This window comes from Deinococcus arboris, from assembly GCF_009755355.1.
Classification (GTDB): Bacteria; Deinococcota; Deinococci; order Deinococcales; family Deinococcaceae; genus Deinococcus; species Deinococcus betulae.
In genome coordinates, this window is record NZ_WQLB01000020.1 from 35541 (window position 1) to 53058 (window position 17518).

General features: G+C 69.6%; 17 protein-coding genes and 1 tRNA gene. 10 read left to right on the forward strand and 8 right to left on the reverse strand.

From position 1 onward, the window contains the following. Window positions 1–37 precede the first annotated feature (37 nt). Window positions 38–592 carry a P-loop nucleotide/nucleoside kinase family protein gene (locus GO986_RS14190; RefSeq protein WP_157459969.1) on the reverse strand — a complete coding sequence of 185 codons (555 nt, stop codon included), beginning with the start codon at window positions 590–592 and terminating at the stop codon, window positions 38–40. Window positions 593–715: 123 nt separating this feature from the next. Between GO986_RS14190 and GO986_RS14195 the strand changes: the two genes are divergently transcribed. The 5 genes from GO986_RS14195 (at window position 716) to GO986_RS14215 (ending at window position 5370) form a co-directional block, all read left to right on the forward strand. Next, window positions 716–1732, forward strand: coding sequence for an MBL fold metallo-hydrolase (locus GO986_RS14195; protein WP_157459970.1), 1017 nt, complete (start codon window positions 716–718; stop codon window positions 1730–1732). Next, window positions 1729–2589: a phosphotransferase enzyme family protein gene (locus GO986_RS14200; RefSeq protein ID WP_157459971.1), complete on the forward strand. Its 861-nt coding sequence runs from the start codon at window positions 1729–1731 to the stop codon at window positions 2587–2589. The genes GO986_RS14195 and GO986_RS14200 overlap by 4 nt, the downstream gene beginning before the upstream one ends. Window positions 2590–2614: 25 nt before the next feature. Next, the gene (gene trmH / locus GO986_RS14205) at window positions 2615–3277 is read left to right on the forward strand and encodes a tRNA (guanosine(18)-2'-O)-methyltransferase TrmH (RefSeq protein WP_157459972.1); all 663 of its coding nucleotides are present in this window, start codon (window positions 2615–2617) and stop codon (window positions 3275–3277) included. 266 nt (window positions 3278–3543) lie between these two features. Continuing rightward, a complete protein-coding gene (locus GO986_RS14210; protein ID WP_157459973.1) occupies window positions 3544–4776 on the forward strand; it encodes a 2,3-bisphosphoglycerate-independent phosphoglycerate mutase in 1233 nt (410 codons plus the stop codon). A gap of 30 nt (window positions 4777–4806) precedes the next feature. Further along, window positions 4807–5370, forward strand: coding sequence for an HAD family hydrolase (locus GO986_RS14215; protein ID WP_157459974.1), 564 nt, complete (start codon window positions 4807–4809; stop codon window positions 5368–5370). Window positions 5371–5422: 52 nt separating this feature from the next. Here GO986_RS14215 and GO986_RS14220 read toward each other — a convergent pair whose 3' ends face one another. Then, complete coding sequence (locus GO986_RS14220) at window positions 5423–6856, reverse strand: aminotransferase-like domain-containing protein (protein ID WP_157459975.1); 1434 nt, start codon at window positions 6854–6856, stop codon at window positions 5423–5425. Window positions 6857–6952: 96 nt separating this feature from the next. On the opposite strand from GO986_RS14220, the gene GO986_RS14225 reads away from it, so the two are divergent. After that, on the forward strand, window positions 6953–8191 hold the full coding sequence (locus tag GO986_RS14225; protein ID WP_157459976.1) for a benzoate/H(+) symporter BenE family transporter: 1239 nt from the start codon (window positions 6953–6955) through the stop codon (window positions 8189–8191). A 248-nt stretch (window positions 8192–8439) separates the two neighbouring features. Here GO986_RS14225 and GO986_RS14230 read toward each other — a convergent pair. Next, window positions 8440–8514: transfer RNA gene (locus GO986_RS14230), tRNA-Thr, on the reverse strand. Between the two features lie 70 nt (window positions 8515–8584). Here GO986_RS14230 and bshB1 point away from each other — a divergent pair. Next, the gene (gene bshB1, locus GO986_RS14235; protein WP_369409380.1) at window positions 8585–9313 is read left to right on the forward strand and encodes a bacillithiol biosynthesis deacetylase BshB1; all 729 of its coding nucleotides are present in this window, start codon (window positions 8585–8587) and stop codon (window positions 9311–9313) included. Here bshB1 and GO986_RS14240 read toward each other — a convergent pair. Beyond that, window positions 9310–10320 carry a ParA family protein gene (locus tag GO986_RS14240; RefSeq protein WP_157459978.1) on the reverse strand — a complete coding sequence of 337 codons (1011 nt, stop codon included), beginning with the start codon at window positions 10318–10320 and terminating at the stop codon, window positions 9310–9312. The genes bshB1 and GO986_RS14240 overlap by 4 nt on opposite strands. After that, complete coding sequence (locus GO986_RS14245; protein WP_157459979.1) at window positions 10321–10776, reverse strand: peroxiredoxin; 456 nt, start codon at window positions 10774–10776, stop codon at window positions 10321–10323. Between the two features lie 301 nt (window positions 10777–11077). Here GO986_RS14245 and GO986_RS14250 point away from each other — a divergent pair, with 301 nt between their 5' ends. The 3 genes from GO986_RS14250 (at window position 11078) to GO986_RS14260 (ending at window position 14537) form a co-directional block, all read left to right on the forward strand. Then, the gene (locus tag GO986_RS14250; protein WP_369409381.1) at window positions 11078–12172 is read left to right on the forward strand and encodes an acyl-ACP desaturase; all 1095 of its coding nucleotides are present in this window, start codon (window positions 11078–11080) and stop codon (window positions 12170–12172) included. Window positions 12173–12303: 131 nt separating this feature from the next. After that, window positions 12304–13194: a polysaccharide deacetylase family protein gene (locus GO986_RS14255; RefSeq protein WP_157459980.1), complete on the forward strand. Its 891-nt coding sequence runs from the start codon at window positions 12304–12306 to the stop codon at window positions 13192–13194. After that, window positions 13191–14537, forward strand: coding sequence for an MFS transporter (locus GO986_RS14260; protein WP_369409382.1), 1347 nt, complete (start codon window positions 13191–13193; stop codon window positions 14535–14537). The genes GO986_RS14255 and GO986_RS14260 overlap by 4 nt, the downstream gene beginning before the upstream one ends. Window positions 14538–14650: 113 nt before the next feature. Here GO986_RS14260 and prmC read toward each other — a convergent pair whose 3' ends face one another. Genes prmC through GO986_RS14275 form a run of 3 tightly spaced genes read right to left on the reverse strand, consistent with a single transcriptional unit; the run spans window position 14651 to window position 17333 of the window. Then, window positions 14651–15493, reverse strand: a complete 843-nt coding sequence (gene prmC / locus GO986_RS14265; protein WP_157459981.1) for a peptide chain release factor N(5)-glutamine methyltransferase — start codon at window positions 15491–15493, stop codon at window positions 14651–14653. A 3-nt stretch (window positions 15494–15496) separates the two neighbouring features. Further along, window positions 15497–16081, reverse strand: a complete 585-nt coding sequence (locus tag GO986_RS14270; protein ID WP_157459982.1) for a Jag family protein — start codon at window positions 16079–16081, stop codon at window positions 15497–15499. A 25-nt stretch (window positions 16082–16106) separates the two neighbouring features. Then, entirely contained in the window at window positions 16107–17333 is a 1227-nt protein-coding gene (locus tag GO986_RS14275) for a DUF418 domain-containing protein (RefSeq protein WP_157459983.1), read from the reverse strand. Between the last annotated feature and the right edge of the window lie 185 nt (window positions 17334–17518).

Genomic DNA, 17518 nt, shown 5'->3' on the forward strand with positions numbered 1-17518 from the left:
GTCGCAAGGCCGGGACAGAGGCAGGCTGGGGCGCGGCTTAGCCCTCCTGCGGCTGCGCCTGAAGCAGCCCCCGCACCCACGCCAGGGCACTGGGCAGCGGGTCGCCCTGCGAGGTCTCCAGGTTCAGGCAGGGTGCCGGCCCCAGGTCCAGCGGCGCGTGACACCAGTAGGCCGGCGCCTGAGCGTACGTCAGAGGTAGGTCGATACCGGGCCGCGTCCCCGAAGCGACCCGGGCGTCGTGGCGCTGTTGCAGCACCTCCAGCGGCGCGTGACAGAACACCTGGGCCAGCCTCGCCCCGTGCGCCTGCGCCAATTTCAGAATGTAGGCTTCGCTGAGCCCGTGATAAAAGTGCGTTTCCAGCAGGGTGTCCAGGCCAGCGGCCAGGGTGACGCCGGCCACATGCCACATCAGGTCAAAACTGAGGGGACCCGCAACGTCGCGCGGCAGGCCCGGCTGCCGCGCCAGCACGATGGCCTTGTAATCGTCCTTGGTCACGAAAGGCAGGCGAAGGGTCCAGGCCAGTTGCCCCCCCAGCGTGGACTTGCCCGCTGCGGGCAGCCCAGTGACCACAAGCAGTAAAGGTGCAGGCATTCCGGGACGCTAGCACCCTGACCCGGACAGGGGGGCAGGCTTTGCCGTGGGCTGCCGCAGGTGGCGCGGCCTGGCGGGCACGGTCCCATTTGGGGGTGGACCGGGCCCGCTAGAGTGCAGCCCATGACCGCCCTGCCTGCTGTGGCCCGCCACCTGACCGCTGGGGGCACGCGGGTCTACACCCTGCCGCTGCGGGCCTTTCCGCATTTCATGGCGAACGCTTTTCTGGTGGTTCAGGGACCGCTGCAGGCGCCGGCCTACACGGCCCTGATGGATATGGGCAGTGCCCACGAGGACAGTCTGGCGGACCTCCACGCAGCCCTGGAGGAGGTGCGCACCGCATATGGTGAGGCCTGGTCATGGGCCCGCCTGGACCGCCTGGTGGTTACCCACCCGCACCCCGACCACGCGGCGGGGCTGCCGGCCGTGCGCGACCTGACCCCGGCGCCAGTCGCTGCCCACGCCTGGGCGGTGCCCACGCTGCAACACCCGCAGACCCGTCAGGAGGCCTGGCGCGCGGGGGTAGAGGGCCATCTGGTGTGGGCCGGGATTCCCCTGGACAGTGCGTATGCCGCCCGTCTGCGCCGCCGCGCCGAGAACCTGATGCTGCCGCGTGGGGTGCCGGTTCAGACCCCTCTGGCAGACGGTGACCTGCTGGACGGGGTGTTCAGGGTGGTCCACACGCCGGGCCACGACGGCGCCCAGGTGTGCTTGCAGGTGGACGACCTGCTCCTGAGCGCTGACCACCTGCTGCCGCACAACTCGCCGCCGCTGATGCCCGAGCGCTATCAGCCCGGCGCGGGGCTGCGGCATTACCTGGCCTCGCTGGACCGCGTGGAGGCGCTGCGGGACGTGACGGTGGCCCTGGGGGGACACGGCGGCCCCATGCCGGATTGGCGGGGGCGCATTCAGGCGCTGCGGGCGCGGTACGCAGACAAACTGGCGGCGGTGCGGGCGGCGGCCACCGGGCCCCTCACCATTCATGACCTGCTGGGCGCCCTGTACCCCAACCTGCGCCCGGTCCAGGCCATCTTGCTGCTGGACCAGACGGCGGCGCTGGCCGAGTATCTGGCAGCCGAGGGCACCCTGACCGAAACCCGGCGCGAGGACGGCGCCGCGCTGTTTCAGGCCGCCGGGTGACCTGGCCGCCAGCCTCTGTGCAGCGGGCCTGGGGCCTGACCGTAGAGGCTGACCTGGGCGGGCGGCTGAATCTGCACTGGCAGGTCCGTGCCGCTGGAGTGCGGGCCGTCCTGCGCCGCTGGCACGGCCCGGAAGCAGAGGTCCGGTACGAACTGAAGGTGCTGCAGCAGGTGGCCAGGCTGGGGTGGGCGGTGCCCTTGGCGCTGTGTGCTCCCATGTACGGGGCAGGGGCGTGGTGGAGCCTGCACGTCTGGGTGCCGGGTGACCCCGCCCCGCGCGAGAACCCAGAGGCGCGGGGCCGCTGGCTGGCCGAGGTTCACGCGGCGTTTGCTGCGCTGCCGGCGCTGCCGGTCCGCCCCGGCTGGCGCCCGGACCTGGAGATGCTCACTGACCCCGCCACCGACGCCCTGCTCAGCGCCCACGAGGCCGCCCGCCCTGACGAGGTGCGCCTGTACCGCTGGCATCTGGAGCGCGCCCGCGCCGCGCTGGCGGGCCTGGACACGGCGGGCCGGCCCAGGCACCTGATTCACGGGGATTTCACACCCTGGAACCTACGGGTGCAGCGGGGCAGGCTGACGGGCCTGCTGGATTTCGAACTGGCCCGCCCCGCCGACCCTGTGGCCGACTTTGCGCTGGCCTGGCGCGGGGTGCATGACGGGGTGGTGGCCGGGTACGCCGAGGTGCGGCCTCTGTCCGGGGAAGACCGCGCCCTGCTGACCCCGCTGTGGTGGGCGCACCTGCTGGCGGGCGCCTGCGCCGCGTTGCGGGCCGGGGTGCCTGACGACGGCTGGACCGCCCGCAAGTTGCAGGTGCGCTCACCCCTGATGGGGCCCCTGGCCGCGCCATACCCCGGCTGAGCGCCCTGCGCTACCCTGGAGCGTTATGACCCCCGAGCGTTACGCCAAGATTCTGCGGGTGCTCCGCAGGCGCCAGCCCACCCTGACTGTGCTGATGGACGAGGTAAATAAGCCCCACAACCTCTCGGCCATCGTGCGCACCTGTGACGCGGTGGGGGTGTTGCAGGCGCACGCGGTGCCGCCGCGCGGCGGGCGGCTGGCGGCCTTTGACGGCCACACGTTTGAAGCCACCAGCGGCAGCGCTCACAAGTGGGTGCCGGTGCAGCGCCACGAGGACGCGGTCAGCGCCGTGCGCGCCTTGCAGGCCCAGGGCTTTGCCGTGCTGGCCACCCACCTGTCGCAGCGCAGCGTGGACTACCGCGAACCCGACTACACCCGCCCCACCTGCGTGCTGCTGGGCGCCGAGAAATGGGGCGTGTCCGATGAAGCGGCCGAGGCCGCCGACGCCAACATCGTGATTCCCATGTTCGGGATGGTGCAGAGCCTGAATGTCTCGGTGGCCGCCGCCACTATTCTGTTTGAAGCGCAGCGGCAGCGCCTGGCCGCCGGCCTGTACGACACCCCGCAGTTCAAAGACGAGGAACTGCGCGCCTGGGCGTTTGAATGGGCTTACCCCGACCTGGCCCCCGGTTACCGCGAGCGCGGCGAGGCGTACCCGGCGCTGGACGAGCAGGGGCAGCTGGTATAAGGCGGGACTGCTCTGCTGGTGGGGCAGAGTGGAAGGACAGTGGTCTGGCCTCCTCTGGCTACAGGGCTGCCGCTGGTGTTGCTCGCGCTGCGCCGCCGTTTCGCCCCCCTCTTTGGCGCCTGCAGTGGTCTTCTGCCGAATCATCGCTATTCCGTAGAACGCACATGGACCGTTCCCGACAAGTCACTGCCTCGCTGACCTGCGGTCGCCCGCGCCTGCCCATATCGCCTGACCGCCCCGTTTGAGGCCAGCGTTACACTGCCCCCATGCATGACCAACTCGACACCATCCGCGACCTGGCCAAGAAAACCGACAGCAAGATTCTGATGGTGGTGCTGGACGGCGTGGGCGGCCTGCCGATGACTGTGAATGGCGACAGCGAACTGGCCGCCGCCCAGACACCCAACCTGGACGCGCTGGCCGCGCAGAGCCAGCTGGGCCAGATCGAGCTGGTGGGGGCGGGCATCACGCCGGGCAGCGGGCCGGGGCACCTGAGCCTCTTCGGGTACGACCCGCTGCGCTACGTGGTGGGGCGCGGCGCCCTGAGCGCGGTGGGGATTGGCGTCAAGCTGGAAGCCGGCGACGTGGCGGTGCGCGGCAACTTCGCCACCCTGGGCGAGAACCGCATCGTGCTGGACCGCCGCGCTGGGCGCCCCAGCGATGAGAAGAACGCCGACATTGTGGCCCAGTTGCGTGCCGCTCTCCCCAGCCTGGACGGCACCCCAGTTGAGATTTACACCGAGAGCGAACACCGGTTTGTCGTGGTGTTCCGGGCGGCGGGCGGGGCGCCCCTGGGGGCCAACCTCAGCGATGTGGACCCTCAGGCCACCGGCGTGCAGCCCATGACTGCCCAGGCCCACGACGAGGCGAGTGCGCGCACCGCCGCCCTGGTCAACGCCTTCGTGGCCCGCGCCGAGGCGACCCTGGCCGCCGAACCGCAGGTGAACGGGGTCCTGTTCCGGGGGTACAGCGACGTGCCGCGTTTTCCCTCCTTTGCCGAGGCGTATGGCCTGCGCGCGGCCTGCATCGCCAGCTACCCCATGTACAAGGGGCTGGCCAGCCTGGTGGGGATGGACGTGCTGGCCGTTGAGGGCCACGAGGACGCCCTGGACGGCAAGGTGCAGGCCCTGACCGAGAACTGGGCCAAATACGACTTCTTCTACTTTCACGTCAAGAAAACGGACTCGACCGGCGAGGACGGCGATTTTGCCGCCAAGGTCAAAAAGATTGAGCTGTTCGACGCCTTGCTGCCGCAGCTGCTGGCCCTGAACCCGGATGTGCTGGCCATTGTGGGCGACCACAGCACGCCCAGCAAACTGGCGACCCACTCCTGGCACCCGGTGCCGCTGCTGATTCGCAGCGAGTACGGGCGGAGGGACGTGGCCACCCGCTACACCGAGGACGAGGCGCAGAAGGGCAGCCTGGGTCTGCGGCGCGGCACCGACGTGATGCCGCTGCTGATGGCGAATGCGCTGAAACTGAACAAGTACGGGGCGTAAGCGTGCCGTTCCATCCGTGACCGCTGCGCCATGACGGCCCCGCTGCCCCGCCCGCTGCTGGTGCTGGACCTGGACGAAACGCTGTGGCACGGCGTTCCGGACCAGACGGCCCTCAGCGGCGTGCGCTTCGGGCTGCGCCCCTTTCTGGGGCAGTTCCTGCACACAGTGTCGCAGGGCTACGACCTGGCCGTCTGGACAGCCGCCAGCGAGGACTGGATGCTGTGCGGGCTGGACGCTACGCGGCAGGCCACAGGCTTTGACCTGCGCGGCCAGGCGGTCTTTCTGTGGGCGCGTGACCGCTGTGCGTGGCGGCGCAGCGAAACTGGCGAACTGCACCCACGTAAGCCGGCCCGAAAGTTCCGCGCGGGCTGGGTGCGGGCGCGCTACCCCCGGTCCCGCATTCTGGTGGTGGATGACCTGGCAAGCAATTACGCCTGCGGGTACGGTCATCTGGTCAAGGTGACCTCATGGACCGGCGCCCAGGACGACACTGAACTGCTCAGGCTAGGGCCTTATCTGCTGACGCTCGCCGCCCACCCTGATCTGCGTCAGGTGGAAAAACGCGGCTGGCAGGCCAGGTCAGCCGCTGACTGACCCGGCCCTCCCATCTTTTCCCACTCCCCACAACCCACTGCCTACGGCCCCCTCACGCCAGCCGCTCTGAGCCGCTCCGGCCCTGAAATGACACCCAGGCGTCCCTCAAGCGGTGCACTGTCTCGGGCAGCCGGGCCGGGTCCAGGGTAAACGGCAGGCGCAGGTACTGATCGGGCAGCGGCGTCACGCTCATGGCCGCGCCGGGAAAGAGGCGCAGGCCGTGGCGGGCGGCGTGGTGGGTGAAGCGGCTGGCCTCGGGGGTGGGCAGGGTGACCCACAGAAACTGGCCGCCGCCGGGCAGCTCAAAGGTCCAGTCGGGCAATTCGGTGCGCAGCAGGGTCGCCAGCAGGTCGCGGGCGGGCGTTACGGCCTCGCGGCGTTGGCGGCGCAGGGCCTCTGGGTCGCGCAGGAGGTGTAGGGCGGCGTGCTGGGCGGGCAGGCTGCCGCCAAAATCGGCCAGGGTTTTGGCCTGACCCAGGGGCGCGGCCAGGCCGGGCGGCAGGCGCATCCAGCCCACCCGCAGCCCGGCCCAGTACAGTTTGGACAGAGAGCCAACGGTGATGATGGGCGCCGCTGGCGCGAGGGCGGCCAGGCGGGGCGGAGGCGGGTCGCCGCTAAAGCCCAGGTCCAGCAGGGTGTCGTCCTCGATGGTGGGCAGATTCGCCTGCTGGACGAAGGCGGCCAGGCGCTCGCGGGCGCGCAGCGGCAGGACCCCGCCCGTGGGGTTCTGGTAGGTGGGGGTGAGGAAGGCCAGTCGGGGGCCATGCTCCCGCGCCAGGGCCATGAACGTGTCGGGATTGAGGCCGCCGCCCAGCACCGGCACCCCCACCAGCGCCGCGCCCGCCGCCCGGAATACGTCAATGGCCCCGAAATAGGTGGGGGTTTCCAGCAGGGCCGCGTCGCCCCGGCGCAGCAGCGTGGCGGCAATCAGGGCGATGGCCTGCTGGGCGCCACTGGTCACCACGACCTGCTCTGGGGTGGTGGGCAGGCCCCCTTCTATGGTGTACAGCTCGGCCAGGCGGGCACGCAGGTCGGGCAGGCCATGGGGGTGATACACACTCTCCCGGAAGGCGTCGGCGCTGGCGTCACGCAGCTGCTCGCGCTGGGCGTCCGACAGCAGGGGCACGGCGATGGTGAAATCCAGTTCGGCCGGCTGGGCGCCGCCCACCGGGGTCCGCAGGGTCAGCACCGGGGCGGCGCGCGGCGCGGTGGCCGAGACGCGGGTGCCGCTGCCCACCCGTCGCCGCAGCCAGCCGCCGGCCGTCAGGTCATCCAGGGCCGTGACCACGGTGGCGCGGCTCACCCCCAGCAGGGCCGCCAGGGGGCGCTCGGCAGGCAGGCGGTCACCAGGCCTGAGTTCGCCCCGCTCAATCGCGGCGCGGATCTGCGCGGCCAATCGAATGGGCAGCGGCCCCTCACCAGCACGCCAGCCGGCCAGCAGCGCGGTCCAGCGGGGAAGGTCGGCGGCGGGGTCGGAGCCGGGCATGTGTCTAGCCTACAGGCCAATGGCTTCAGGCGAGCGGGCCAATTCTCAGGCCATTGCCCCTGCCCATCAGGCCAATGTAGGGGCACACTGGAGGCCATGACCACCCTGCCCACCCGCCCGGCGGCCTTCTGGCGCGACACCCACCCCAGCGCCGTGCTGGCCGGTCTGGTGACGGTGGTGATTGGCTGGGCTGGCCCCAACGTCCTGATTTACGCGGTGGCCCAGGCCGCTGGCCTGAGCGACGGCGTGGCCATGTCGTGGCTGTGGGCGCACGCGATCTTTACGGGCCTGACGGGCATTGTGCTGAGCCTGCGCACCCGCATGCCCATCCTGACCACCTGGAGTACGCCGGGCATCGCCTTTCTGGTGACGGCCTTGCCGGGCATTCCCTTCGCTGAGGCGGTGGGGGCCTTTCTGCTGTCGGGCGCCCTGGTGTTGCTGCTGGGGACCTTCGCGCCTCTTACGCGCGCGTTGCAGGCCATTCCGGCGCCGCTGGCCGCTGCGCTGAACGCGGCTATTTTGCTGCCGTTTGGCTTCCGCGCCTTGCAGGCGTTTGGCGACACCCCGGCGCTGGTGGGCGCCATGATAGCGGCGTACTTCGTGTTGCGGCAGCTGGCGCCGCGCTGGGCGGTGGCGGGCGTGCTCTTGACCGGCGTGCTGGCCAGCGCTGCGCTGGGGCTGTGGCACCCCTCGCCGGTGCCGCTGGCTCTGACCCGCCCGGAGTTCGTGTGGCCGCAGTTCAGCCTGCACGCCACCCTGAATCTGGCGCTGCCGCTGACGCTGCTGGCGTTTACCGGTCAGTTCGTGCCGGGCTTCGGGGTCCTGAAGGCCAACGGCTATGAGCCCGCACCCGGCCCGGTCCTGCGGGCCTGCGGCGTGGCCAGCATCGGCGCGGCCTTGTTTGGTTGCCACAACCTCACGCTGGGCGCCCTGCTGGCCAATATCGTCAGTGGTCCCGAGGCGCACCCGGACGCGGGCAAGCGCTACACCGCCGCCGTCTGGGCCGGCGCCCTGAACATTCTGGTGGGCCTGTTTGCGGGCACTTTCCTGCACCTGATGGGCATCTTGCCGCCGCAGGCGCTGGCGGCGCTGGCTGGCCTGGCCCTGCTGGCGGCGATGGGCAGCAGCTTACAGGGGGCCTTCCAGGGGGCGCGGGCGGGGAGCTTGGCCGCGCCGGTCATTCTGGTCGTGACCCTGAGCGGCATCGCGCCTCTGGGCATCGGCGCGGCGTTCTGGGCCATCCTGGCGGGCTTGGCCGTGAACTGGATCGAAACGCGCGGCCACCTGGGCCTCTCCGGCTCGCCTGCCCAGGTGCAGGAGCGTCCCAGTCCTTGACAGGTAGGGGAAGGCCTGTTATCCTTACTGTTCTGGCCCGAAACGGCCGTGCTGTGCAGACCACGATGTACCTATGCACTTGAGGGAGGCGTCCACCTCTAGGATTTACGAAAATACGGACGCGCGAGCAGCAGCGAACTGGTCATTCTGGTTCCTCTGACCCACCAAGACGCCGCCTAACTCTGGGCGGTGTTTATTTTTTTCGTCCGAGAACCGAAAAAACTCCGCACTGGGCGGAGTCTTTATCCTGGAGCCGAGAGTCGGATTCGAACCGACGACCTACTGATTACGAATCAGTTGCTCTACCCCTGAGCTACATCGGCAGGCAAGCTCAAAGAGTATAGAAAGGGGGCCGGGGGGTGTCAAGGCGCGCCGCAGCCTATGCTGTGGCCCGTGAGCAGCCCAGCGCGCCCCTTTGACACCATTTTTGGGCAGGTCCGTCCTCTGGACTGGCTGTGTCTGGCCCCCCACCCCGACGACGCCGAGATCGGCGCGGGCGGCACCCTGATTCGGCTGGCCCAGGCTGGGCGGGCCGTGGGCATTCTGGAACTGTCACGCGGCGAGCGGGGCACCCAGGGCACGCCCGAGGTGCGGGTGGCCGAATGCGCCCGCGCCGCCGACATCATGGGCCTGGCCTGGCGTGGCCAGCTGGGCCTGCCCGACGGCGAACTGCGCGACACCCTGGAGGCCGCGCACGCCCTGGCCGCCACCCTGCGCGCGGTGCGGCCCCGTGTGCTGGTCGTGCCGCACCACCATGACCGCCACCCGGACCATTTCGGCACCTACCACCTGAGCAAACGTGCCGTTCACCTGGCCCAGCTGAAAAAGGCCGACCTGACCGGCGAGCCGCACCGGGTTTCACGAGTGCTGCTGTACCAGGGCAACGCCGATATTCGGCCCACCCTGCTTGTGGATGTCGAGGCGGTGCAGGACACCTGGGCCGCCGCCGTGCTTGCCCATGAGAGTCAATTTGCGGGCGCCGCTATCTCCGAGACTGTGACGCCCGAAATCGTGGAGCGCCGCCGCGCCCGCCTGACCTACTGGGGCACGCTGGCGCGGGCGCGCTACGCCGAGGCCTTTGAAACCGAAGACCCCCTGCTGGTGGACCCGCTGGCGCTTTAAGCCTTCTCGGCAGCGGGCGGGGTCATGGCGCTGACCCAGGTGTCAAAGGCGCTTGGGCGGCGCACAGAGAGGCCACGCAGGCGGTCTTCCAGTTCGTCAGCCAGGTCTAGGCCGTACTTGTAGGCGGCCTGCCCCGCCACCACGTTGCTGCCGTACTTGTCGCGGTAGGTGCTGGCCGGGCGGTCGTGGGTCATGGCCTCGGCGGCGGCGTTGGTCTGCGGCAGGCGGGTGGTCAGAATGGGCGGAGTGGCCTCGCCCGTACCCGCAAAAGCGCGTTCCAGATCGCCGGGCAGCCGGCTCAAGCCCTGGCGGTGCTGGGTGCTGCTGCCCTGAAACTTGGTCAGCAGTACGCCCAGGCAGGTCAGGCGCAGGCCGCGCGCCCGGCGCAGTTCGCCGATGCGGCCAGCAATCTGCCCGATTCCGTAGGTGCTCAGGCGGTCGGGAATAGTAGGAATCAGGTAGTGGTCGCTGACCTCCAGACCGTTTTGCGTGACAAAACCCAGGTTGGGCGGGCAGTCAATCAGCACGTAGTCGTACCCGGCAAAGTGGGGCGCTAGGTACTTCTTGACCGCTTCCATGGGGTTGACCGAGTAGTGGGTGCGCGCGGCGATGTCCTGCATGCGGTCCTGCACGTCAATCAGACGAATGGAACTGGGCAGGATGTCCACCCGGCCGTACTGGGTGTCCTGGGGCAGCTGCGCCATCAGTTCGGGCGGCACGCGGTTGAGGTTGCTCGCGCCGCGCACGATGGCCCGCGCCGGGTCAAAGCTCTGGGTGCCGTGAAGCAGGTCCAGAAACAGGTGGGCCAGCGTCTGCCCGGCCTCATCGGCCTGCGCCCAGCGTTCCTCGCCGATGAGGGCCAGGGTAGCGTTCGTCTGCGGGTCCAGGTCCAGCACTAGCACCCGCTTCTGTTTCATGAAGGCCAGCGTGTCGGCCAGCTGCACGGTGGCGGTGGTTTTGGCCACGCCGCCTTTGAGGTTGATGAAACTCAGGACACTGGGGGCCATTTACAGCCCGCGCAGCTGTGCCAGTACCGCTTCGGGGCGCACGGTGTAGGCACCGGTGCTTTCCTCGACATGCTGGTACCGCACCACGCCGGCCTTATCGATCAGAAAGACGGCCCGGCCACTGATGCCGCGCTCGTCAATGGCCACGCCGTACTGCCGGGCCACGTCCAGTTTCATATCCGCCAGCAGCGGCACCTCAATCCCGTATTCGGCGGCCCAGGCCTTGTGGGCATGCACCGAGTCGCGGTTGACCCCCAGCACCACCGCGCCGGCATCGGCAAAGTCGTCCTGCCGGCCCGAGTATTCGGGCAGCTGCATAGAGCAGACTGGGCTGAAGTCCAGCGGGTAGAACACCAGCACCACATGCTGCTGGCCCCGGTAGCTGCTGAGGGTTATCTGCTCGCCCGTCGAGGCAGGCAGGGTGAAATCGGGGGCGGGCTGTCCCACAAGGCTCATGGGAGGCAGTCTACCGGGCGCTGACCGGAGTGGCCTGTTCTGTCTGCTCCGCGGCTGCTTGGCATCCGGGACAGGTCGGCTCTAACGCCAGATCAGTGGTTGACCTGTCTCTCCCTCCGCTTTGGCTGAACACGGCGCACCCCCAACGCTCAGCCCACCTGACGCGGTTCTGAGGGCAGGCTTCAGTTTGGCTCAGCTTGAACCGCGTCCCGCTTCACGGCTGCGCCTCGCCCGCCCCTCTACTCTGGGGTCAGTACCGTCCCCGGCGTGTGCTGGTGGTGGCCGGGGCAGGAGGAACGAAGTGGCCGATGTGACCCCCCCAAACATGCTTCAGGAACGCCCCCGCACCCCCGCCGGGCTGCTGAGCAATGCCGAAAAAGACCGCCTGATCGAACGAGGTTTTCTGGGCCTGTACCGCTGGTACACCGCCCGCAGCCAGGAAACCCGCAACTGGAACCCGGACCGCAGCTTTGACTGGCGCGCCCTGAATAAGGACCTGCCGTCCGAACTGGTAACAGTGCTGCAAGGCTTCTTTGCCGTGGAGCAGTACGCGCCGGACTTTACCAGTAACCTCGTGCATCTAGTGCGGCGCAGCCACGGCCGCAGCCATTTTCAGTTGCGGTGGGGCAGTGAGGAAGAGAAGCACGCCGACGCCTGGGAAAACGCCGTGCTGTTCAGTGGCCAGCGCAGCCCCGAGTGGATTGCCGAGTACAAGGAGCGGCTGAAGTCCCAGACCTGGGAGCTGCCGTTCCCGGACGCCATTCACAACCTCGTGTACACCGTGTTTCAGGAACGCGCCACCCAGCTGAACTACCTGAACATGATGAAAATTGCGCAGGGCAAGAGCGACAAGCCGCACCTTCAGGGCTTCAGCGACCCGGTGCTGGCCAAGGTCGCCCAGACCATCGCTGTGGACGAGGCTGCGCACTACAACTTCTTCCTGGAAGGCGTGCGGATGTACCTCTACTACTACCCCGAGCGTACCCTCAACGCCATCAAGAACGTCATCAGCCAGTTTTCTATGCCCGCCGCGACGCTGGTGCCGGACTGGGAAGGCTTCTTCGAGACGGTGTACCGCGCCGGCATTTACGGGCCGCGCGACTTTCAGCGCGACGTGGTGCAGGTGGCGTTCCGCAACATGGGTATTGAGAGCCGCAAGGCCCTGGAAGAAGGCATTCGCAAGACCCGCGAGGTGCCGGATTTCGAGGGCGGCAACTTCAAGACCACCGCCATCTGGGACACCTTTGACTACGGCGCGGTCGAGGGCGATGTGCGCCGCCTGCACGTCAAGATTCAGGACTACGAGAAGGAAATCGGCTTTGACCTGTATGACCCCACCGAGTTCGTGACCAACCCCGAAGTGCCGGTCAAGGACCACCAGGCTGCGGACGACTAACCCTGGTCTTCCCTTAGCCCCCGCGCGTTCTGCGCGGGCCTTTTTTTGCCCTGCGGGGACGCGCTGTGCCATGCTGGGCCAGCCCTCCGCGCCGCCTCTCTCCCTTCGCCTTCAAGGACGGTTCCCTGGCCATGCCTCCCAATCCGGCGTTATTGAAGCTGGGCTACGCGCCCGACGACCGCGTGGTCATCTTTCACGCCGACGACCTGGGGATGTGCCAGGCGACCGTGGACGGCTGCGCCGATCTGTTCCGGGCCGGCATGCTGGGGTCGGCGTCCGTGATGCTGCCGTGTGCCTGGGCGCCCTCGGCGCTGGCGCTGGCGCACGAGTTGCCGGGTGCCGACCTGGGGGTTCACCTGACCCTGACGAGCGAGTGGACGGCGGCCCGCTGGGCGCCCCTTAGCGGCGGCGCGGGCGGCCTGACCGATGAAGCCGGCTACCTGCACCGCACCGTCGAAGCGGTCTGGGCCGGGGCCCGGCCCGCCGCTGTGGGCCGCGAGATAGCGGCGCAGGTAGACCGCGCCCTGGCCTGGGGGCTCCCGGTGTCGCATGTGGACTCGCACATGGGCACGGTGGCCCATCCCGCGCTGCTGCACCGCGCGGTGCGGGCGGCCCTGGCGCGGGGCCTGCTGCCCGTGCTGCCGCGGCTGGACCGGGCGGGGTGGCACGCCAGCGGCCTAAGTGCTCCGCAGGCGGCGGGCGCGGCGCTGGTCACGCGCGCGCTGGAGGCCAGGGGCGTGCCGCTGGTGGACGAGTTCGTGATGATGCCGCTGGACGAGGGCGGCGACCACCTGCCCATTCTTGAGCGCATGCTCGCGGCCTTGAAACCGGGCCTGACCCATTTCATCCTGCACCCGGCACGCGACACCCCCGAACTGCGGGCGGTGGCTGGCGACTGGGCGGGGCGGGTGGCCAACCACGCCGCCTTTCTGGACCCACGCCTGCCGGGCATCCTGGCCGCCAGTGGCGTGCGTGTGACGACCTACCGGCCCCTGCGCGCGCTGCTGCGGAGGCGGTGGTGACGGAGGGCACTACCTCCAGCGCGGTGCGGTGGCGCTACGCAGTCATGAACTTTGGGCTGACCATTCCCGCGCAGGCCGGCAGTTTCCTGCTGCTGTACTACGTGGATGACCGCAAGCTGAACCCCGCCTGGGCCGCCACCACCCTGACCCTGTTCGCCCTGTACAACGCGGCCAACAACCCCCTGATCGGCCACCTGTCGGACCGCACGCGCAGCCGCTGGGGCCGGCGCGTTCCGTACATCCGCTTTGCGTGGCTGCCGGGCCTGGTGGCCTTCGCGCTGCTGTTTATGACCCCGTTTAACGGGGTGGACAGCCCCGTGGCGCTGCTGCTGTACCTCGTGGTGGTCTGGGGCCTGTGGGAGACCTTTGGCACAGCGGTCGGCACCGGCTACCTGGCCCTGCTGCCCGAGATGTTCCGCACCTACGCCGAGCGCACCGCTGTGGCCTGGCGCATGAATCTGGTGCAGACGCTGGGGCTGCTGTTCGGCCTGGCGCTGCCGCCACTGCTGGCCGGCTGGGTGGGCTGGGCCGGCATGGGCGTGCTGTTTGCCGTGCTGTCGGGCGCGGCGCTGCTGTTTGGTCTGGGCGCCCTGTTTGAGCGGCCCGACCCGGCGGCGCGTCCGCTGGGATTTCTGGAGGCCCTGCGGGCGACCTTCAGCCACCGCGCCTTTCTGACGGTGGTGGCCGCCCAGACGCTGCGCTTTTTTGCCACCGGCACCCTGGCGACTGGCATGGGCTTTTTTGTGCGCTATAGCCTGGGGGCCGAGGCGGGGGCGGTGACGACCGTTCTGCTGGCCGCCGCTTTCGTGACGGCCGGGGCCGCACTGTGGCCGTGGCGCGCGCTGGTGGCGCCCCGCTTAGGCCCGCGCGGCACCCTGATGCTGGCGTTTGGCCTCAGCGCCGTGTCACTGCTGCCGCTGGCGCTGGTGCAGACGGTGGCGGGCGCGCTGGTGTCCACGATTCTCTTTGGCGCCGCGCTGGCCGGCATGATTCTGATGGGTGACGTGATTCTGGCCGACGTGATTGACGAGGACGAGCTGCGCAGCGGCCAGCGCCGGGAAGGCATGTATTTCGGCATGTCGGGCTTTGTCACGACCCTCAGCGGCGCCCTGACCTCGCAGGTGTTTGGAGCCGTCACGCGCGCCAGCGGTTATGACCCCCGCCTGGCTGCGCAGCCAGAAGGAGTTGCCGACGGCTTCCGCTTTTTCATGACGGTGCCGCCCATCGCCGGAGCGCTGCTGGCGGTGCTAATTCTGGCGTTCTACCCGTTGCACGGCCAGCGGCTGCGGGCCGTGAGGCAGGCCCTGGCCGACAAGAGGGCGCAGACCGGTGTGGACTGGTGACCCGCAGCCTCCAGAGTGGTTGAAAGAGGAACCCTCAATCGCTATTCACGCGAATGCCGTGAGCCTCTGCCAGAAACAGCGAGACTCACGGCATTGAGGGGCGCCGTTGGCTCCTAGGCGCCGCTGTGAGGCCGCTGGGCCAGCACGAAGCGTTCGCGGCCCGTCAGGTCGGGGGCGGTGTCGGCGGACCAGCCCAGACGGCGCAGCTCCTGGGCAAAGGTCGCCGCGTTGCGGGGGTCAAGTTCCAGGAGCAGCCAGCCGCCCGCCTTCAGCCCTCCAGCGGCCTGCGCCGCCAGCCGCCGGGCGATGTCCAGGCCATCCGGGCCGCCGTACAGCGCCAGGACCGGGTCGTGGCCGACTTCGGGCTGCACCCCGGCCCGGTCCGCATCCGGCAGGTAGGGGGGATTGCTGACCACCAGGTCCAGGGGCCCAGGCACCCCGGTCAGCAGGTCAGCTTCCAAGAACTCAACCTCCAGCCCATTCAGTGCGGCGTTCTCGCGGGCGAGGCTCAGGGCCTCAGGGCTGAGGTCGGTGGCTCTGACGTGGGCGTCGGGGCGGGCGGCTTTGAGGCCCAGCGCCAGCGCGCCGGTGCCGGTGCCCACATCGGCCACGCGGGGGGCTGAGGTGCCGCGCAGCGCCTCTAAGGTCAGGTGCAGCAGCCACTCGGTTTCGGGGCGGGGCACCAGTGCGCGCCCGTCGCAGCGCAGGCGCACGCCGCCCCACTCCAGCTCGGGCAGCAGGTGTTGCAGCGGAATGCGCTGGGCGCGCTGGGCCAGCAGCGCGGCGTAGCGTTCGGCCCCGCTGGCAGGCGCGTCTTCCTGGCCCCGCGTCAGCAGCGCGGTGGGCGAGAGGCTCAGGGCAAACAGCAGCAGTTCGCGAGCGTCCACCTCCGGGGAGGGAACGCCCGCTGCTGCCAGGTGCGCCGCGCCTGTGTGCAGCAGGTCGCGGATGGTCATGGCCTAGCCGTGACGGGGTTTGATCATCAGGCGGCGGGCGGCACCCTCGCCCACGGACTCGCTCATGACGTCGGGGTGTTCTTTTAGGGCGATGTGAATCACGCGGCGCTCGGCAGCGGGCATCGGCTGCAGCTCGTGGGGTTCACCGCTCTTGGCCACCTGCACAGCCAGCCGCTCGGCCAGTTTGGTCAGGGTGTCGGCCTGGCGCTTGCGGTAACCGCCGACATCCACCCGCACGCGCTCCTTGGTGCGGCCCTCGTGCTTGGCCAGCACGGTATAGGCCAGCACCTCAATGGCGCCCAGCGTACGCCCGTCGCGCCCGGCCAGCTTGGCGGCGTTCTCGCCGGTAATCTCGGCTTCCAGGGCGTCCTCGGTTTCACGCACGGTCACGCTGAGGTCGGGGTCAATGCGTGAGACCAGGCCGCGTAAGAAGCGCTCAAGCGTGGCCTGGGGGGTTTCCGGCGCGGCACCTGGCGTGGGCGGCGCGGTCAGGGCGGCGTCGGGAGCGGGCGGCGGCAGCTCGCTCTCGTCGGCGCCGCTGATGCCCAGCCCCGCGAGGTAGTCGTCCAGGTTCGTGCGGTTATCCATGCCCCGCAGTCTAGCGCGGCCGTTCTCACGGGGTTCCCACAGACGGCGGCGGGTCAGACGTGTCCCTGGTCCGCGCTCCGCGCCCGTACACCGCCAGCCGCACCAGCGCTTCCACCGGCCCTCGCCCGAAGTGAGACAGCCACCACGCGCTCAGCGGCAACTGGCACAGGCCCACCAGCAGCGCCAGCCCCAGTCCCCCCGCCGCGCCCCAGATGGACAGGCCCGCGGCGTACACAAAGGCGTCCCCGCCTTCCCGCGCCGCCTGCACCCAGCGGCCCCCCTGCGCGCCCGCGTAGGGATAGAAAAACAGCGTCATCAGGAGGCTTTGCGACAGGTAATTGGTCATGGCCATGCGGCCACTGGCCGCGAAGTGAATCAGCGGGCCCAGCCGCCCCGAGGTGGCCAGCAGCCCAATCACGCCCACATAACCCAGCGCGGCCGCCGCGCCGCCGCCCATTCGCACTGGAAAGGCCAGCAGCCCGGCCGCCGCGTCGGGCCGGGTGTTCAGGTACGCCAGCAGGGCGCCCAGCGGCAGGCCCACCAGCAGGCCGCCTGCCGCCAGGCGGCGCAGCAGCGGCCGGTGGTCGTGGGGCCGGGTCAGCAGGCCGGTGCGCTGCGCCGCCGCGCCCAGGCAGAACAGCGCCAGCAGCCAGGGGCCGTTGTACAGGTTGCCTGCGGTCAGCATCGGCCAGAAGTCCTGGGCGCGCTCGGCCACGTTGGCGGCGTAGCCGGGTTCAATGGCCGGCAGCCCCGCCCAGCGCGGCCCCGTGCGGGCGGCCCCGGCGGCGGCTTCCATCAGCATGCCGCCCAGCCACCAGACCCCCAGCCCGCCGGCCAGCACCAGCAGGGTACGTGCGCCCATGGCCGCCGTCAGCAGCAGGCCCAGCGCCAGCAGCGCGTAATTGCTGATGATGTCGCCGTGCCACACCAAGATGTAGTGGGCCGCCCCAATAAGCAGCAGCACGGCGTGCCGCCTCAGAAAGACGCCCACCCCATGCCGCGCCAGCAGCCCGGCCGCCCCCCACCCGAACAGCATGGCGAAGATGGAAATAAAGCGGCCATTGGCAAAGGTGTCAGTCAGCACCTGCGCGGCGCGGTCCAGGCCCCGCTGCTCCCAGGGCAGAAAGCCCGCGAAGTCCTGCATGTTCACGATCAGAATGCCGGCCAGCGCCACGCCGCGCAGCACGTCGGGCAGCGGCGAGCGGTCGCGTACGGGGGCAGCGGCCTCTATGGGCGCAGGGCTGGAGTTCATACGGCCCCTGCCCGGACATCCGTTGCCGCTTCCGCTGCGGCGCCGCTGGGCACGTCCGGTCGGCCAAGGCTGCAGTGGTTCGGAACTGGTCTCATGCAAGTTCCGGTGAAATCTGAGGCATGTTTCGGATCTGGTCCGACTGGAAGGCGGAGGAAAAGAGACGGGTTTCCGGGAATTGGAGGCAC